This is a genomic window from Streptomyces peucetius, from assembly GCF_025854275.1.
GTDB classification, from domain to species: Bacteria; Actinomycetota; Actinomycetes; order Streptomycetales; family Streptomycetaceae; genus Streptomyces; species Streptomyces peucetius_A.
Genome location: NZ_CP107567.1, coordinates 1,721,396 through 1,736,689, shown reverse-complemented (window position 1 = coordinate 1,736,689; position 15,294 = coordinate 1,721,396). Strand labels below are relative to the sequence as shown.

The window sequence follows — 15,294 nt, the reverse complement described above, 5'->3', positions numbered from 1 at the left end:
GGGCAAGGGCACTTAATGTGGGCAACGGGGTAACCAACCGCCCGGAAAGGACCACGGCGATGACCGAAACACCTGGGCGCAGTCTGCCCACGTCATCCGGAAACGAGCAGTCGGGTTCCACCGATGCGCCCCGGAGGCCCGTCGGCGGCAAACGGCTTCCCGAGCCAGGGGCACGGGGGCGTACGACCATCGCCGACGGCGTGGTGGAGAAGATCGCCGGACTCGCCGCCAGGGACGTGGTCGGCGTCCACGCGATGGGCGGAGGCCTGTCCCGTACATTCGGCGCGGTGCGCGACCGGGTCGGCTCCGGCAGCAGCAAGTCCAGTGCCACGCGCGGAGTGAAGGCCGAGGTCGGTGAGGTGCAGACGGCACTCGACCTGGAGATCGTCATCGACTACGGCGTCTCCATCGCCGATGTCGCCCGCGCGGTCCGCGAGAACGTCGTCTCCGCCGTCGAGCGGATGACCGGCCTCGAAGTCGTCGAGGTCAACATCGCCGTCGGCGACGTGAAACTGCCCGATGAGGAAGAAGAAGAGCCGGAGCCGCGACTCCAGTAGAGGAGCCCAACATGAGCATGGCGGTGGTCGGACTGATGGCCGGCATGGCGCTCGGATTCGCCGGGTACTTCGGCGGATTCGGTGCGTTCCTGCTGGTGGCCGCCCTGGGAGCGGTCGGCTTCGTGGTCGGCCGGTTCCTCGAGGGCGATCTTGAGGTCGGCGACTTCTTCCGGGGCCGCGAGCGCGGCGACGGGCGGCGGTGACGGACGGTGGCCGTGGACCGGGTGGGGGCGGCAGGCACGTCCGGAGGCATGCCCGTGGGCGGGCCGGCGCCGGCCGCCAGGGGAGCGACCACCATCGCCGACCGCGTCATCGCGAAAATCGCCGCGCAGGCGGCGCGCGAAGCACTGCACGGCGTACCGGAGGGCGGCGCGCCGCCGCACGCCATGGTCGTCGTGCACCACGACACGGCCCGGGTGCGGGTCAGCCTCGAATTGGAGTACCCCTCCGACATCGGCGCCCAGTGCGGCGCGGTGCGTCGGCACGTCGTCCAGCGGGTAAAGGCGTTGGCGGGGATGGAGGTCCCCGAGGTCGCGGTGCACGTCGAGCGGCTGCACTCCGCCCACTCGCGCGGTGCGGCGCAGGGGAGGATCCGATGACCGAACCGCAAGAGCCCACCGGCCCGGGCCCCGACCGGCCGGCCGGGTCCGAACCGTCCGCACGCCCCGCGGACGGCGGACGACCCGTTCTCGAACTGGACCAGTCCGCCTCGGCGTCCGCGTACGACCCGGTGGCCGAGGAGGACGGGCACGGCGGCCGGGCCGGGCGCTTCTGGTCCGTGCGCCGCGTGCCCGCCGCGCTGCTGGCCCTGGTGATCCTCGGCGGCGCCGGACTGCTGTTGTACGACGTCGCCGCCGTGCGGGCCGACCGGCCCGCGATGCGCTGGCGGCGTGCCGCGGCAGAACACCTCGCCGAATGGCGCCTCGACGAGATCGCGGTCCTGGCCGCGGCCGGCGCCGGGGTGCTCGTCGGTGTCTGGCTCATCGTCCTGGCGGTGACGCCGGGCCTGCGGCCGCTGCTGCCGATGCGGCGGGACCGGGCGCACCTGCGGGCCGGTCTCCACCGTGACGCGGCGGCCCTCGTACTGCGCGACCGGGCCATGGAGGTCTCCGGGGTGCAGACGGTGCGGGTGCGGATGGGGCGCTCCAGGGCTTCGGTACAGGCACGGGCCCACTTCCGTGACCTCGACGACGTACGCGCCGACCTGGACGCGGCGCTCGGCGTGGGCCTGAAGGAACTCGGGCTCGCCCGGCCTCCGGCCCTGTCCGTGCATGTGGGCAGACCGCCGGCGAGAAAGAGGTGATGACCCGTGCACGAGATGCTTCGAGCCGTCAACCGTGTGCTCCTCGGCCTCGCCGGGCTGGTGCTGGTGTGCGCCGGAGGTGTGGTCCTCGCGGCGGGCGCGGGTCTCTCCGTCCCCTCGTGGTGGCCCTACGACGGCCCGCACGACGTGCTGCTGAGCGACGCCGACCGGGCGCGCTGGCGCGACGAGGGCTGGTGGTGGCCGGTCGTCATCGCGGTGCTCGCCCTGCTGCTCGTCCTCGGTCTGTGGTGGTTCCTCGCCCAACTCCGGCGCGCGCGGCTAGGGGAGGTACTGGTGGAGAGCGGCGACGGCGAAGGCGCGCTCCTCCGGGGACGGGCTCTGGAAGGCGTACTGGAGGACGAGGTGGCCTCCTTGGAGGGCGTTTCCCGCGCCTCCGTCACGCTGACGGGGCGGCGCAACGCGCCACGGGCGAGGGTGGTGCTGCAGCTCGAGCCGGACGCGGCGCCGGGCGGGACGCTGGAGCGTCTCGCCGACGAAGCGGTGGCGCATGCGCGGGACTCGGCCGGGCTGGAGGCGCTGCCGGCGGAGGTGCGGTTGGGCGTGGCGAGGCATCGGGCACGGCGGGTGTCGTGACGCCGGTGGGGCGGGGCCGCTGCGCGGGGCCGATTCCCCACCCCGCCTCTTCCCGAAACCGGGGGGCTCCTCCCCCTGGGCCTGGCGGCTTGGGGCCCACCGGACCCCCGCGCCTCAAACTCTCCCTACGGCCTGGCGGCCGTGGGTGGGGGCGCCTCCCACGTCGCCAGGCCGTAGGGGGCGTACCCCCAGCGGGGCTGCTGTGCGGCCCACCCGGCGATTGAGGGCACGGCCGAAGGCCGCACGGGGTCCGGGCTTGCCCCGGTTTCGGGAACGGGCGGGGTGGGGAACAAGCCGCCGTCGGGTCAGAAGCCGTGCCGCGCGCCGCCGTCGACCGGCAGCATGATGCCGGTCAGGTAGGACGCCGCCGGCGACAGCAGAAACGCCGCCGCCCGGCCGAACTCGTCCGGCGTGCCGTAGCGCCGCAGCGGGATACCCGCCTCGTTCGCGGTGCGCGCGGCTTCCGCGTCGCCCGAGAGGGCGTCGAGTTCGCGCACGCGGTCCGTGTCGATGCGGGAGGGCAGCAGGCCGACGACCCGGATGCCGCGCGGGCCCAGCTCGGCCGCGAGGGACTTGGCGAAGCCGGCGAGGCCGGGGCGCAGGCCGTTGGAGATGGTCAGGCCGGGGATGGGCTCGTGCACCGAGCCGGACAGGACGAAACCGATGACGCCGCCCTCGCCGAGTTCCGCCGCCGCCGTGCGGGCGAGGCGCACCGCGCCGAGGAAGACCGACTCGAAGGCGGCGGCCCACTGCTCGTCCGAGTTGTCCGCGACGAAGCCGGGCGCCGGGCCGCCGACGCTGATGAGGATGCCGTCGAAGCGCCCGAAGTGGGCGCGGGCGGCGGAGACGAGGCGCTGCGCACCCGACGGGTCGGCGTTGTCGCAGGCCACGCCGACCGCGCCGGAGCCGAGCTCGGCTGCCGCCTCCTTGACGGTCTGCTCGTCCCGTCCGGTGATGACCACCTTGGCGCCGTCCGCGACGAGCGCCCGCGCCGAGGCGTTGCCGAGGCCCCGCGAGGCGCCGGTGACGATGTAGACACGGTCCTTCAGTCCAAGATCCATGGCGCTATCCTGCCGTTTCCTGCCCGGTGAGCGCGAGGGCCGTGGTGACCAGGCCGATGTGGCTGAACGCCTGGGGGAAGTTCCCGAGGTGCCGGCCGGTCGAGGGGTCGTACTCCTCGGCGAGGAGGCCCACGTCGTTGCGGATGGCCAGCAGCCGCTCGAACAGATCGCGCGCCTCGGTCTCCCGGCCGGTCATCCGCAGTGCGTCGGCCAGCCAGAAGGAGCAGACGAGGAACGTGCCCTCGCGGCCCGGCAGCCCGTCGACATGGTTGGCGTCCGGGGTGTAGCGGCGCACGAGCGGTCCGCTGCCGAGTTCCCGCCGGATCGCGTCGACGGTGCCGACCACTCGCGGGTCGTCGGGCGGCAGGAATCCGACGCGGGGGATGAGCAGGACGGCGGCGTCGAGCTCCGCGGAGCCGTACGACTGGGTGAAGGTGCCCCGCACCGGATCGAAGCCCTTCTCGCACACGTCGCGGTGCACGGCTTCCCGCATCGCCCGCCAGCGTCCCACGTCGCCGCGCAGCGTCGGGTCGGACTCCAGGGTGCGTACGGCCCGGTCCGCCGCGACCCAGGCCATGACCTTGGAGTGCACGAAGTGGCGGCGGGGGCCGCGGACCTCCCACAGGCCCTCGTCCGGTTCGCGCCACTTGGCCTCGAGGAAGCCCAGCAGGCTGAGCTGGATGTTCCAGGCGTGCCGTTCGGGCGCGAGCCCCGCCTGCCGGGCGAGGAAGAGGGAGTCGATGACCTCGCCGTACACGTCGAGCTGGAGCTGCTCCGCGGCGCCGTTGCCGACGCGGACCGGGACCGAGTCGGCGTAGCCGCCGAGCCAGCTCAGTTCCATTTCGGCCAGGCGCCGTTCGCCCGCGAGTCCGTACATGATCTGCAGGTCGGCCGGGTTGCCGGCGACGGCGCGCAGCAGCCAGTCCCGCCAGGCCGCGGCCTCGTCGAGGTAGCCGGCGGACACCAGGGCGCTGAGCGTGAGGGTGGAGTCACGCAGCCAGCAGAAGCGGTAGTCCCAGTTCCGCACGCCGCCGATGTCTTCGGGCAGCGAGGTGGTGGGCGCGGCGACGATGCCGCCGGTGGGGGCGTACGTCAGCGCCTTGAGGGTGATCAGGGACCGCAGGACGGCGTCGCGGTAGGGGCCTTGGTACCGGCACTTCGACGACCATGTCTCCCAGTCCTGCAGGCAGTGCTTCAGCGCCTCGTACGGGTCGACGAGATCGGGCCGCGGCTTGTGCGAGGGATGCCAGGTGAGGACGAACGCCACTTGGTCGCCCTCGCCGACGGTGAACGACGAGCAGGTGCTGTATTGCTGCCCCCATGTCTTGACCGGGGGTTCGCTGCGCAGCCACACGGAGTCGGGTCCCGCGATCGCGATCCGGTGCCCGTCGGCGCGCCGCACCCAGGGCACCACGGAGCCGTAGTCGAAGCGCAGCCGCAGGGTGCCGCGCATGTCGACGGTGCCGCTGAGGCCCTCGACGATGCGGACGACGTCCGGCGCCTCGTCCCGTTGCGGCATGAAGTCGAGGACCCGGACCGTCCCGGTGTGTGTCTCCCACACCGATTCGAGCACCAGCGACGCGCCGACGTAGCGCCGGCGGGTGCAGGCGCCCGCGCCCTCGGGCGCGATCCGCCAGTGGCCGTTCTCCTCGTTGCCGAGGAGAGAGGCGAAACAGGCCGCGGAGTCGAACCTGGGCAGGCACAGCCAGTCGACGGAGCCGTCCCTGCCGACGAGAGCGGCGGCCTGCAGGTCGCCGATGAGGGCGTAGTCCTCGATGCGTTGCGTGCGTTGGGTCACGCTCTGGCGTGTTCCCGCCCGGAGAGAGGGCTAAGCAGCCGCCGGGGACGGCTCGGGGGTGCTCTCGTGTGCCGCCGCGCGGTCGCGCCTCTCCCGGCGTACCAGAATCACCCACCCGACGGGCACCCCCGCGGCGAACAGCCACCACTGGACGGCGTACGCCATGTGCGCGCCGATGGAGTCGTGGTCCGGTTCCGGGATCATCTCCGGGCTGCCGTCCGCGGGCTCCGGCGCCGACAGCTCGAGGTAGCCGCCGAGCACCTGCCGGTCCAGCAGCCGGGCCTGCTGTTCGCTGTTGATCAGCATCACCTGGCGGGGCGGCAGACCCTTCAGGTCCTTGATGCCGCTGGTGCCGGTCGTCTCGTCGGCCTTGAGCCTGCCGGTGACGGTGACGGTGCCCTCGGGCGCGGGCGGCACCTCGGGGAACGCCTTCTGGTCGGCCGCCGCGGGGACCCAGCCGCGGTTGACGAGGACGGCGCGGCCGTCGGCCAGGACCAGCGGTGTCAGTACGTGGAAGCCGACGCGGTCGTCGGCGTTGGTACGGCGGCGTACGACCACTTCGTGGGCGGTGTCGAAGGTGCCGGTCGCGGTGATCTGCCGCCAGTAGTCGGAGCGTGGGACGGTGTGCCCCGGGGAGGTGAGTTCACCCACCGGCACCGGCTTCGCCTCGAGGTTCCGCGCGATGACCGCGTTCTGCGCGACCCTGCGCTCGTGCCGGTGCAGCTGCCAGAAGCCCAGCTCGATCATCGTGGGAATGAGAACGAGGCCGATGAGGGTGAGAATCACCCACTGCCGGGACAACAGGAAGCGGTACACGGCTTCGAAGGTACCTGCTCCGCGCCGGACCCCGGACGGTGGGTCCCCGCCCGGGACAGCCCGTCGCCCGGTCCGGGCGCAGGTCACACCCGGTCGACGATCCCGGCCCTCCCTTCGGCGCGGGCGCAGTGGGCGCCGCAGTACCAGTGGCCCTCGACCTCGACGCCCTGGCCGATGATCTGCACCCGGCAGTGCTCACAGATGGGCGCCATGCGGTGGATGGCGCAGGAGAAGCAGTCGAAGACGTGCACCGCGCCCTGCGCGTGCACCTCGAACGACATGCCGTAGTCGTTTCCGCAAACCTCACAACGTGCCATGCGCCACAGGGTGAAACGCTTCGGCGCCCCGGGCGAGCGGAGGGCGGGCGAGTCGCGCCGGGTTCACTCCGATGCGGGTGCCCCTCCGGACGACGGGCCGGCTGCGGGGGCCACGTCCCGCAGCAGCTGGGTGAAGGCGCCCTCGTCGACGACGGGCGTGTCGTACGACGCCGCCTTCACTGTCTTGGACGTCGACGCTCCGGGGTCGTTGGTCACCAGCAGGCTCGTCAGCCGGGACACGCTCGTCGCGACGTGCAGCCCCGCTTCGATCGCCCGGTCCTCGAGCAACTCGCGCTCCACCGACGTGTCCCCGGAGAAGGCGACCCGCATCCCCTGCAGGAGCTGCCCACCCGGCTCGTACCGCCCCGGGTTGGGGAACGGGCACGGCGGGCGCTTGCGCGACGGGCGCCAGCTGCTGTGGCCGTACGACGGCTGGTAGCCGACGCGCGGGGTGGCGGGGGCGTCCGACCACTCCGTCAGCGGCCGGCACTCCAGCAGCGGCAGCCGCACTCCGTCGCGGGCCGCGGTGTGCAGGCTGGGCCGGAACGCCTCCGCGAGCACGCGGGCGTCGTCCAGCGCGTGGTGCGCCCGCTGCTGCACCACGCCGTAGTGCGCGGCGAGCGACTCGAGCTTGTGGTTGGGCAGCGGCAGCCGCAGTTCCTTGGCGAGCGCGATGGTGCACAGCCGCTGCCGGGTCGGTGCCGCGCCGCGCGTCCGCGCGTACTCCCTGGCGATCATTGACCAGTCGAACGCGGCGTTGTGCGCGACCAGTACCCGGCCGTCGAGCCGCTCGGACAGCTTGGCGGCGATGTCGCCGAACAGCGGCGCGCCCTCCAGCACATCGCTCGTCAGTCCGTGGATCCGCACGGGTCCCGGGTCGCGCTCCGGGTTGACGAGCGTGTACCAGTGGTCCTCGACGTTGCCGTGCATGTCGAGGTGGTAGACGGCAGCCGACACTATCCGGTCGTCCCGGGCGAGTCCGGTGGTCTCCACGTCGACGACCGCGTACCTCTGCGGGTACGCGGCCGGCCACGTCGGTGCTGCGGTCGTACGGTCGTCGAGCATGGTCACAGAGAATACGGCCCGGCACCGACAGCCCCCGCCCGCCCCCGGCCCGCCGGCGCACGGGGCGTGGCACGCCGCGCCCAACTTCCCTGCGTGAAAGGCTCCCCGGATGAGTGAAACAACGGGCGGCCAGATGCCCGACGAACCTCACGCCGAGGGTCTCGGCACCCGTCTCAACTGGCTGCGCGCCGCCGTCCTCGGAGCGAACGACGGAATCGTCTCCACCGCGGGCATCGTCGTCGGCGTGGCCGGTGCGACGGACTCCCGGGGCGCGCTGCTCACCGCCGGGCTGGCCGGACTGCTCGCCGGTTCGATGTCGATGGCGGCCGGTGAGTACGTCTCCGTCTCCACCCAGCGCGACTCCGAGAAGGCCGCTCTGGCGGTGGAGAAGCGTGAGCTGAGCGAACAGCCGGAGGCCGAACTGGACGAGCTGACCCGGATGCTGGCGGGCCGCGGTCTGTCGGAGGAGGTGGCCAGGGAGGCCGCCGTCCAGCTCACGGAACGGGACGCGCTGCGCGCGCACGCGCGCGTGGAACTCGGCATCGATCCCGACGAGCCGACCCGCCCGTGGCAGGCGGCGGGCGCAAGCTTCCTCGCGTTCACGGCCGGCGCGCTGCTGCCGCTGCTGGCGATCGTGCTGCCGCCGGCGCCGGCCCGTCTGTACGTCACCGTCGTCTCCGTCCTCGTCGCGCTCGCGCTGACCGGCTGGTGGAGCGCCCGGCTGGGCGCGGCCCCGGTGAAACCCGCCGTCCTGCGCAACGTGTCCGGCGGGGCGCTCGCCATGGCGGTGACGTACGCGGCCGGGTCGGCGCTGGGCGCGGCGGGAGTGTGAGGCCGAGTCAGGTCCTGACGTGCTTCACCTCGATGCGGTCCGGCGGGAAGCGGTCCGTGCCGATGACCGAGGCGTCGTCGGTGAACGCGACCTTCAGGCCGGGCATCGCGGCGAGCGGACGATGCCGAACGGCGCCCCGGACGGTGAGCACTACGAGAGCTCCAGGGAGGGGGCGAACTGCCGCACGGCGTCACCGTGCGGCAGTTCGCACTCCCGGATCCACGTCAGGCCGGTCCGTCCGCCCACTGCGGCGCGTCCGTCCCCCACAGCCCCGCCGGGTGCGCCCAGTCGGCCGGCCCTCCCTCGTAGCCCACCGCCGGCAGGGCGTGGCGCAGCCGGCCCACGGGGCTGTCGCGCTCGGTGAGCCACCGCTCGGCGTCGTACGCCGCCGCCACCGTTTCCGGTTCCTGCGCCAGGCGCCCGGTCAGCCAGGCCGCCGTCTGTGTGAGGGCCGCCTCCACCAGCCGGGTTCCCCCCGACTCGTGCTGTCCGGTCAGGGCGCGCAGCACCCCGGCGGCGATCAGGTACCCCGTGCCGTGGTCGAGCGCCTGGACGGGCAGCGCACCCGGGCGGCCGTCCTCGCCCTCGGTCGTGGCGATGCCCGTCGCCGCCTGGACCAAGCTGTCGAAGCCGCGCCGCCCGGACCACGGCCCGTACCGCCCCCAGGCCGAGAGCCGGGCCACGACCAGGCCGGGACGGCGCTCGGCCAGCGCCTCGGGAGAGAGCCCGAAACGGTCGAGGGCGCCCGGGCGGTAGCCGGTCACCACCACGTCCGCCAGGGCCAGCAGTTCGCCGAACGTGACCCGGTCGGCGGCGCCAGCCAGGTCGAGCAGGGTGGACCGCTTGCCCGAGCCGGTGTCGTTGTGGGCGTCCTGGCTCTCCGGCAGGTGCGGTGCGTCGACCCGCAGTACGTCGGCGCCCAGCAGCGCGAGCGTCCGCGTGGCGACCGGACCGGCCAGCACCCGGGTCAGGTCCAGTACGCGCAGTCCCGCACAGGGCAGCGACGCCGGACCGTCCGTCCTGCGGGGCGGGCAGGCGTCGCCGAGCCGCTCCACGCGCAGCAGCGGGTGTCCGGCGGCGGCCGTGCCCTGCGGGTGCCGCGCCCATGCGGCACGGTCGCGCACGGCGACGGCCAGGCCGCCCGCCGCGTACACGCTCTCCTCCACGTCCAGCGCGCGGCGCGCGGCGATCGCCTCCTCGGCGGCCTCCACCCCGGCGTCCGGCGGCAGGGACAGCGCCGTGAGCAACCGTGCCCGGTGGTGGGGGTAGTTGGCGTGCGTACGCACCCAGCCGTCCGCGGTGCGCCAGAACCGGGACAGCGGTGCGAACGTGGCCGGTGCCACGCCGTCCACCCGTACCAGCCGGTCGCTGCGGAACGCCGTCGTCACCGCCCCGTCGTCGACCCGTACGGAGGGGACGGCGCCGTCGCCCCGGCGCGCGGCGAGCTCGGCGGCGGCGAGCGAGCAGACGGCGACCGTGGCACGCGACAGTTCCATGACCGGCAGCCGGGCGGGCAGTGCGCCGCCGCTCCGGTAGGTGACACGGTCGAGCAGCGCGGGGTCGCCGCCCAGTGCCTCCCATGCCTGGGCGGTGCCGTCGGCGGGGGAGTGCGCGGGGGTTTTCGCGCGGGCGTTCGCGGGGGGCTTCGAGGACGGGTGGGTCATACAGGCACTATCGCACTGGCTGCCACGACGAAGACGGGCCCGGTGCGGATCGCGCACCGGGCCCGTTCGTGAAGGGCTGCCGGGAGGCCGTCAGCGGCCTGAAGCAGCTACCAGCGGGAGGCTGTTACCAGCGGACCGCGTCCAGGGCGTCCGTGACACCCTGGCCGTAGAAGCCGTTCTTGCTCTCGCCGCCCTCGCAGACCGCGTCGACGGTGCCGTCACCGTTGATGTCGTACGGATTGGTGCATGCGGTGTCGTCCGCCTGCGCGTACAGCAGGCCCTTGACCAGAGCCGGCGACGCGTACGGGTGGGTCGACTTGATCAGCGCGGCCACACCGGCGACGTGCGGGGAGGCCATCGACGTACCGGCCTTGTAGCCGTAGCCGCCGGGGACCGTCGACAGGATCCGGCCGTCCACGGCCGGGGCGTCCGGCATCTGGTAGCGCGTCGCGTCTCCGCCGGGCGCGGAGATGTCGACCACACCGTGACCGTAGTTGGAGTACGAGGCCTTCAGGCCCTTCGCACCCAGCGCGGACACCGTGACGACGCCCGAGATCTGCGTCGGGATGTCGAGGCACTCGCGCGGGTTGATGACCCGCTCGCCCGGGGTGGTGTCGTTGGGGCTCGAGGTGTCGGTGAGCTCGTCCGCCGCCAGGTCCATACGGGAGTTGCCGGCCGCGGCGACGTTGACCGCGCCCTTGCCCTCGGCGTAGCGGGTGGCGCGGGAGACGGCCTCGACGAGCGCCTTCTGGTCCGCGTCGTTCTTGCAGTTGAACAGCCACGGGTCCGTGTAGTAGCTGTTGTTGGTCACGTCGACACCGTGCTCGGCGGCCCAGACGAAGCCGCAGACGACGGCCTCGGTGTAGAAGAAGCCGTCCGGCTGCGAGACCTTGATGCCGGAGACCTTCACACCCGGCGCGACACCGGTGACGCCGACACCGTTCTTGGCCGCGGCGATCGTGCCCGCGACGTGGGTGCCGTGGTCGGACTCGGTCGGGCCCGGACGCCAGGCACCGTCGGCCGTGTTCGGCACGCCGCCCACGCAGCTGACGGACGCGTCACGGTCGAAGTTCGGCGCGAGGTCCGGGTGGGTGTCGTCGACACCCGTGTCGATGACGGCGACGGTGACCTTGTCGCTGCCGAGCGTCTTCTTGTGGGCCTGGTCGGCCTTGATGGCCGGCAGGTCCAACTGCAGGGGCTCCAGCGGGTCCTGGCCCGTGTCCGCCACGGCTGCGGACGCCTTGGCCTCCGCGGCGCTGAGCGGCCGCTCCGACTCGATGGCCATGTCGGCCGAGGGCGCCAGCGGCGCGGTACGGGTCGCACCGGCGGACTGCACACCCCGCACACCACGGATCGTGGTGGCGAAGTCCGGGTTCTGCGAGTGGACGACGATGACACCTATCTGGTCGTAGGCGATCACCACCGTTCCGCCGGCCTTGGCTATGGCCTTCTTGACCGACTTGGCGGTGCCGTGTCCGCCCTTCACGTTCACGACGTAACTGAGCTTCGGTCCGTCCGCCTGGACCACCGCGGGTACGTCGTCGACCGGCGCCGCCGTAGCGGCCCCCGCGGGCAGGAAGCCGAGCGAGGCCGTGAGCGCCAGACCGGCGGGCAGCGCGAGTGCGCGACGCCGTCTGGATCCCAGATGAGCCATGGGTTCTCCACATCATCCGTGACAACCGCCCAGACACCCCTGTGCGAATGGGCGGGTACATGACGAGCGAAACTATCGCTGATCAAGGCCCCACTTCAATGAGTTCGCGAAGGAAGTGCGGAAGAAAAAGGCCGAAGGTGAACCGGTTCGCGGCGCGCGCCGTGACGTTGTCAGGGAGTGGAGCAACGTCGAACCGCCCCTGCCAGCGACATCCCCGAGTCCATCACCACCGCACCCGCGTCGCGAGGAGATTCCGTGACCACCGATGCACCGCCGCCGCCCGAGCCCGCCAAGGCCGCCGGTCCCGCCCAGCCCACCACGCAGTCGTTCACGCGGGTGCAGCAGAGTACGGAATTCGGCGAACTGCGCCGCACTTACCGTTCCTTCGCCTTCCCGCTGACCATCGCGTTCAGCGCCTGGTACCTGCTCTACGTACTGCTCTCCAACTACGCCGGCGGCTTCATGGGCGCGAAGCTCTTCGGCAACATCAACGTGGCCCTCGTCTTCGGGCTCGCCCAGTTCGCCACCACCTTCCTCATCGCCTGGTTCTACTCACGGCACGCCGCGGCGAAGCTCGACCCCAAGGCCGAGGCGATCAAGTCCCGTATGGAGGCCGACGTATGAGCCCCGTCCTGCACCTCGCGGCGTCGAACGCCACCACCGAGCACCGGCCGCTGATCATCTCGCTCTTCGCGGCCTTCGTCATCGGGACCCTGTTCATCACCGTCTGGGCGGGCCGGCAGACCAAGGACGCCGCCGACTTCTACGCCGGCGGACGGCAGTTCACCGGCTTCCAGAACGGCCTCGCCATCTCCGGCGACTACATGTCGGCCGCCTCGTTCCTCGGCATCGCCGGCGCCATCGCCCTCTACGGCTACGACGGCTTCCTCTACTCGATCGGCTTCCTGGTCGCCTGGCTCGTCGCCCTGCTGCTCGTCGCGGAGCCGCTGCGCAACTCGGGCCGGTACACGATGGGCGACGTCCTGGCCTACCGGATGCGGCAGCGGCCCGTCCGGACCGCCGCAGGCGCCTCGACCATCGTCGTCTCGATCTTCTACCTGCTCGCGCAGATGGCGGGCGCGGGCATCCTCGTCTCGCTGCTGCTCGGCATCACCAGCGACGGCGGGAAGATCGCGATCGTCGCGCTCGTCGGTCTGCTGATGATCGTCTATGTGACCATCGGCGGCATGAAGGGCACCACCTGGGTGCAGATGGTCAAGGCCGTGCTGCTCATCGCGGGCACGCTCCTGATCACCTTCCTCGTGCTGTGGAAGTTCAACTTCAACATCTCCGACCTGCTCGGCGAGGCCGCGGCGAAGAGCGAGGCGGCTCAGAAGGGCAACGCCGACGCCTTCCTGGAGCCCGGCCTCAAGTACGGCGTCGACGGCATGACCAAGCTGGACTTCATCTCGCTCGGCATCGCCCTCGTCCTGGGCACCGCCGGACTCCCGCACATCCTGATCCGCTTCTACACCGTCCCCACGGCCCAGGCCGCCCGTAAGTCCGTCAACTGGGCCATCGGCATCATCGGCGCGTTCTACCTCATGACGATCGCGCTCGGCTTCGGCGCCGCCGCCATCGTCGGACCCGCGGAGATCAAGGCCTCCAACCCGGCCGGCAACACCGCCGCACCGCTGCTCGCCCTGCACGTCGGCGGCGTCGACTCCACCTGGGGCGCGATCCTGCTCGCCGTGATCTCGGCGGTCGCCTTCGCCACGATCCTCGCCGTCGTCGCCGGACTGACACTGGCCTCCTCGTCGTCGTTCGCGCACGACATCTACGCCAACGTCATCCGCAGGGGACAGGCCACGGAGAAGGAGGAGGTCCGCGCCGCTCGCTGGGCGACCGTCTTCATCGGCATCGTGTCCATCGCCCTCGGCGCGCTCGCCCGCGACCTCAATGTGGCCGGCCTCGTCGCCCTCGCCTTCGCGGTCGCCGCCTCCGCCAACCTGCCCACGATCCTCTACAGCCTGTTCTGGAAGAGGTTCACCACCCAGGGCGCCCTGTGGTCCATCTACGGAGGCCTCGCCTCCTCGGTGTTCCTGGTGCTGTTCTCCCCGGTGGTCTCCGGCAGCCCGTCGTCGATGTTCCCCGGCGTCGACTTCTCATGGTTCCCGCTGTCCAACCCCGGCCTCATCTCCATCCCGCTGGGCTTCCTGCTCGGCTGGCTCGGCTCGATCCTCACCAAGGAGAAGCCCGACGAGGGCAAGTACGCCGAGCTCGAGGTCAAGTCCCTCACCGGCATCGGCGCCCACTGAGAGGAAACCGACATACGCACGTCGCGGCCGCGTCGTAGGGTCCTCCGCCGCGGCCGCGACGTACCTCGTGGCAAACGGCCCTGGTGTTGTCGGCGCTCTCGCGTAGGCTCGAACACGTCGGATCCGCGAAGAGGGAGGGGCCCGCAGTGCTCATCGACACCTACGGCCGAGTCGCCACTGACCTGCGCGTTTCCCTGACCGACCGGTGCAATCTGCGGTGCACGTACTGCATGCCGGAAGAGGGCCTGCAGTGGCTGGCCAAGCCCGATCTGCTCACCGACGACGAAATCGTCCGCCTGATCCGCATCGCCGTCACCGACCTCGGGATCGAGGAGGTCCGCTTCACCGGCGGCGAGCCTCTGCTGCGTCCCGGCCTCGTCGGCATCGTCGAGCGCTGCGCGGCCCTCGAGCCGCGCCCGAAGATGTCCCTCACCACCAACGGCATCGGCCTGAGGCGCACCGCCGCCGCCCTGAAGGCCGCCGGTCTCGACCGGGTCAATGTCTCGCTGGACACCCTGCGGCCGGACGTCTTCAAGACCCTCACCCGCCGCGACCGCCACCACGACGTGCTCGACGGTCTCGAAGCCGCCCGCGCCGCCGGCCTCACCCCTGTCAAGGTCAACGCGGTCCTGATGCCCGGACTGAACGACGACGAGGCCCCCGACCTCCTCGCCTGGGCCGTGGAGCACGACTACGAACTGCGCTTCATCGAGCAGATGCCGCTCGACGCCCAGCACGGCTGGAAGCGTGACGGCATGATCACCGCCGGTGACATCCTCGCATCGCTGCGTACCCGCTTCGGCCTCACGCCCGAGGGTGACGCCGCGCGCGGCTCGGCGCCCGCGGAGCGGTGGCTCGTCGACGGCGGGCCGCAGCGGGTCGGCGTGATCGCCTCCGTCACCCGCCCGTTCTGCCGCGCCTGCGACCGCACCCGGCTCACCGCCGACGGCCAGGTGCGCACGTGCCTCTTCGCCACCGAGGAGACCGACCTGCGGGCCGCGCTGCGCTCCGAGGCGCCCGACGAGGAGATCGCGCGCATCTGGCGGCTGGCGATGTGGGGCAAGAAGGCAGGATCCGGTCTCGACGACCCGTCGTTCCTTCAGCCGGAGCGGCCCATGTCAGCCATCGGCGGCTGACCCGGCCCCGGTCCCCGTACCGCGCTCCCACTGCTCCAGCGTCATGACGTCCTTCAGGAACCCGCGCACGCCGAGGAACTGCGAGAGGTGCTCGCGATGCTCCTCGCACGCCAGCCATGTCTTGCGGCGGTCCGGGGTGTGCAGCTTCGGGTTGTTCCAGGCGAGGACCCATACGGCGTCGGTACGGCAGCCCTTGGCCGAGCAGATCGGGGTCTCGTCACTCACCGGATGATTCACGG

Annotated in this window: 17 protein-coding genes; 9 read left to right on the top strand and 8 right to left on the bottom strand. The window is 72.1% G+C overall.

Going from position 1 to position 15,294, the window contains the following annotated elements:
- Nucleotides 1–59 precede the first annotated feature (59 nt).
- From OGH68_RS08000 to amaP, 5 genes are read left to right on the top strand one after another with little or no spacing between them, the layout of a single operon-like run.
- Nucleotides 60–557, top strand: a complete 498-nt coding sequence (locus tag OGH68_RS08000; protein WP_264242633.1) for an Asp23/Gls24 family envelope stress response protein — start codon at nucleotides 60–62, stop codon at nucleotides 555–557.
- Between the two features lie 11 nt (nucleotides 558–568).
- Nucleotides 569–760, top strand: a complete 192-nt coding sequence (locus OGH68_RS07995) for a hypothetical protein (RefSeq protein WP_264242632.1) — start codon at nucleotides 569–571, stop codon at nucleotides 758–760.
- Nucleotides 761–808: 48 nt separating this feature from the next.
- The gene (locus OGH68_RS07990; RefSeq protein WP_264242631.1) at nucleotides 809–1,156 is read left to right on the top strand and encodes an Asp23/Gls24 family envelope stress response protein; all 348 of its coding nucleotides are present in this window, start codon (nucleotides 809–811) and stop codon (nucleotides 1,154–1,156) included.
- Nucleotides 1,153–1,860 carry a DUF6286 domain-containing protein gene (locus OGH68_RS07985; protein WP_264242630.1) on the top strand — a complete coding sequence of 236 codons (708 nt, stop codon included), beginning with the start codon at nucleotides 1,153–1,155 and terminating at the stop codon, nucleotides 1,858–1,860. Before OGH68_RS07990 ends, OGH68_RS07985 begins: the two co-directional genes overlap by 4 nt.
- A 15-nt stretch (nucleotides 1,861–1,875) precedes the next feature.
- Nucleotides 1,876–2,454: an alkaline shock response membrane anchor protein AmaP gene (gene amaP, locus OGH68_RS07980; RefSeq protein WP_264249968.1), complete on the top strand. Its 579-nt coding sequence runs from the start codon at nucleotides 1,876–1,878 to the stop codon at nucleotides 2,452–2,454.
- 305 nt (nucleotides 2,455–2,759) lie between these two features.
- On the opposite strand, the gene OGH68_RS07975 is transcribed toward amaP, so the two are convergent.
- From OGH68_RS07975 to OGH68_RS07955, 5 genes are all read right to left on the bottom strand, one after another.
- A complete protein-coding gene (locus tag OGH68_RS07975; protein ID WP_264242629.1) occupies nucleotides 2,760–3,515 on the bottom strand; it encodes an SDR family oxidoreductase in 756 nt (251 codons plus the stop codon).
- Nucleotides 3,516–3,519: 4 nt separating this feature from the next.
- Entirely contained in the window at nucleotides 3,520–5,313 is a 1,794-nt protein-coding gene (locus OGH68_RS07970; protein ID WP_264242627.1) for a glycoside hydrolase family 15 protein, read from the bottom strand.
- Between the two features lie 30 nt (nucleotides 5,314–5,343).
- A complete protein-coding gene (locus OGH68_RS07965; protein ID WP_264242626.1) occupies nucleotides 5,344–6,129 on the bottom strand; it encodes an SURF1 family protein in 786 nt (261 codons plus the stop codon).
- An 83-nt stretch (nucleotides 6,130–6,212) separates the two neighbouring features.
- Nucleotides 6,213–6,446, bottom strand: coding sequence for a hypothetical protein (locus OGH68_RS07960; protein WP_100106509.1), 234 nt, complete (start codon nucleotides 6,444–6,446; stop codon nucleotides 6,213–6,215).
- 63 nt (nucleotides 6,447–6,509) lie between these two features.
- Nucleotides 6,510–7,511, bottom strand: coding sequence for a DEDDh family exonuclease (locus OGH68_RS07955; protein WP_413470949.1), 1,002 nt, complete (start codon nucleotides 7,509–7,511; stop codon nucleotides 6,510–6,512).
- 109 nt (nucleotides 7,512–7,620) lie between these two features.
- Here OGH68_RS07955 and OGH68_RS07950 point away from each other — a divergent pair, with 109 nt between their 5' ends.
- Nucleotides 7,621–8,343, top strand: coding sequence for a VIT family protein (locus tag OGH68_RS07950; RefSeq protein WP_264242624.1), 723 nt, complete (start codon nucleotides 7,621–7,623; stop codon nucleotides 8,341–8,343).
- A gap of 224 nt (nucleotides 8,344–8,567) precedes the next feature.
- Here OGH68_RS07950 and OGH68_RS07945 read toward each other — a convergent pair whose 3' ends face one another.
- Together OGH68_RS07945 and OGH68_RS07940 are read right to left on the bottom strand one after the other, a co-directional pair.
- Nucleotides 8,568–10,007 carry a CoA transferase gene (locus tag OGH68_RS07945; protein ID WP_264242623.1) on the bottom strand — a complete coding sequence of 480 codons (1,440 nt, stop codon included), beginning with the start codon at nucleotides 10,005–10,007 and terminating at the stop codon, nucleotides 8,568–8,570.
- Nucleotides 10,008–10,131: 124 nt separating this feature from the next.
- Complete coding sequence (locus OGH68_RS07940; protein WP_264242622.1) at nucleotides 10,132–11,661, bottom strand: S8 family peptidase; 1,530 nt, start codon at nucleotides 11,659–11,661, stop codon at nucleotides 10,132–10,134.
- 255 nt (nucleotides 11,662–11,916) lie between these two features.
- On the opposite strand from OGH68_RS07940, the gene OGH68_RS07935 reads away from it, so the two are divergent.
- The 3 genes from OGH68_RS07935 (at nucleotide 11,917) to moaA (ending at nucleotide 15,055) form a co-directional block, all read left to right on the top strand.
- Nucleotides 11,917–12,285: a DUF485 domain-containing protein gene (locus OGH68_RS07935; RefSeq protein ID WP_264242621.1), complete on the top strand. Its 369-nt coding sequence runs from the start codon at nucleotides 11,917–11,919 to the stop codon at nucleotides 12,283–12,285.
- The gene (locus tag OGH68_RS07930) at nucleotides 12,282–13,919 is read left to right on the top strand and encodes a cation acetate symporter (RefSeq protein WP_264242620.1); all 1,638 of its coding nucleotides are present in this window, start codon (nucleotides 12,282–12,284) and stop codon (nucleotides 13,917–13,919) included. Before OGH68_RS07935 ends, OGH68_RS07930 begins: the two co-directional genes overlap by 4 nt.
- Before the next feature lie 146 nt (nucleotides 13,920–14,065).
- The gene (gene moaA, locus OGH68_RS07925) at nucleotides 14,066–15,055 is read left to right on the top strand and encodes a GTP 3',8-cyclase MoaA (RefSeq protein WP_264242619.1); all 990 of its coding nucleotides are present in this window, start codon (nucleotides 14,066–14,068) and stop codon (nucleotides 15,053–15,055) included.
- Here the strand turns inward: moaA and OGH68_RS07920 are convergent.
- Entirely contained in the window at nucleotides 15,038–15,280 is a 243-nt protein-coding gene (locus tag OGH68_RS07920) for a hypothetical protein (protein WP_264249967.1), read from the bottom strand. The genes moaA and OGH68_RS07920 overlap by 18 nt on opposite strands.
- Between the last annotated feature and the right edge of the window lie 14 nt (nucleotides 15,281–15,294).

Bases quoted from the DNA above. Each gene is read 5' to 3' on its own strand.
- amaP (WP_264249968.1), top strand. From the start codon at position 1,876: ATGCTTCGAGCCGTCAACCGTGTGCTCCTCGGCCTCGCCGGGCTGGTG.
- OGH68_RS07930 (WP_264242620.1), top strand. From the start codon at position 12,282: ATGAGCCCCGTCCTGCACCTCGCGGCGTCGAACGCCACCACCGAGCAC.
- OGH68_RS07990 (WP_264242631.1), top strand. From the start codon at position 809: ATGCCCGTGGGCGGGCCGGCGCCGGCCGCCAGGGGAGCGACCACCATC.
- OGH68_RS08000 (WP_264242633.1), top strand. From the start codon at position 60: ATGACCGAAACACCTGGGCGCAGTCTGCCCACGTCATCCGGAAACGAG.
- OGH68_RS07975 (WP_264242629.1), bottom strand. From the start codon at position 3,515: ATGGATCTTGGACTGAAGGACCGTGTCTACATCGTCACCGGCGCCTCG.
- OGH68_RS07995 (WP_264242632.1), top strand. From the start codon at position 569: ATGAGCATGGCGGTGGTCGGACTGATGGCCGGCATGGCGCTCGGATTC.
- OGH68_RS07955 (WP_413470949.1), bottom strand. From the start codon at position 7,511: ATGCTCGACGACCGTACGACCGCAGCACCGACGTGGCCGGCCGCGTAC.
- OGH68_RS07950 (WP_264242624.1), top strand. From the start codon at position 7,621: ATGAGTGAAACAACGGGCGGCCAGATGCCCGACGAACCTCACGCCGAG.
- OGH68_RS07945 (WP_264242623.1), bottom strand. From the start codon at position 10,007: ATGACCCACCCGTCCTCGAAGCCCCCCGCGAACGCCCGCGCGAAAACC.
- OGH68_RS07960 (WP_100106509.1), bottom strand. From the start codon at position 6,446: ATGGCACGTTGTGAGGTTTGCGGAAACGACTACGGCATGTCGTTCGAG.
- OGH68_RS07985 (WP_264242630.1), top strand. From the start codon at position 1,153: ATGACCGAACCGCAAGAGCCCACCGGCCCGGGCCCCGACCGGCCGGCC.
- OGH68_RS07940 (WP_264242622.1), bottom strand. From the start codon at position 11,661: ATGGCTCATCTGGGATCCAGACGGCGTCGCGCACTCGCGCTGCCCGCC.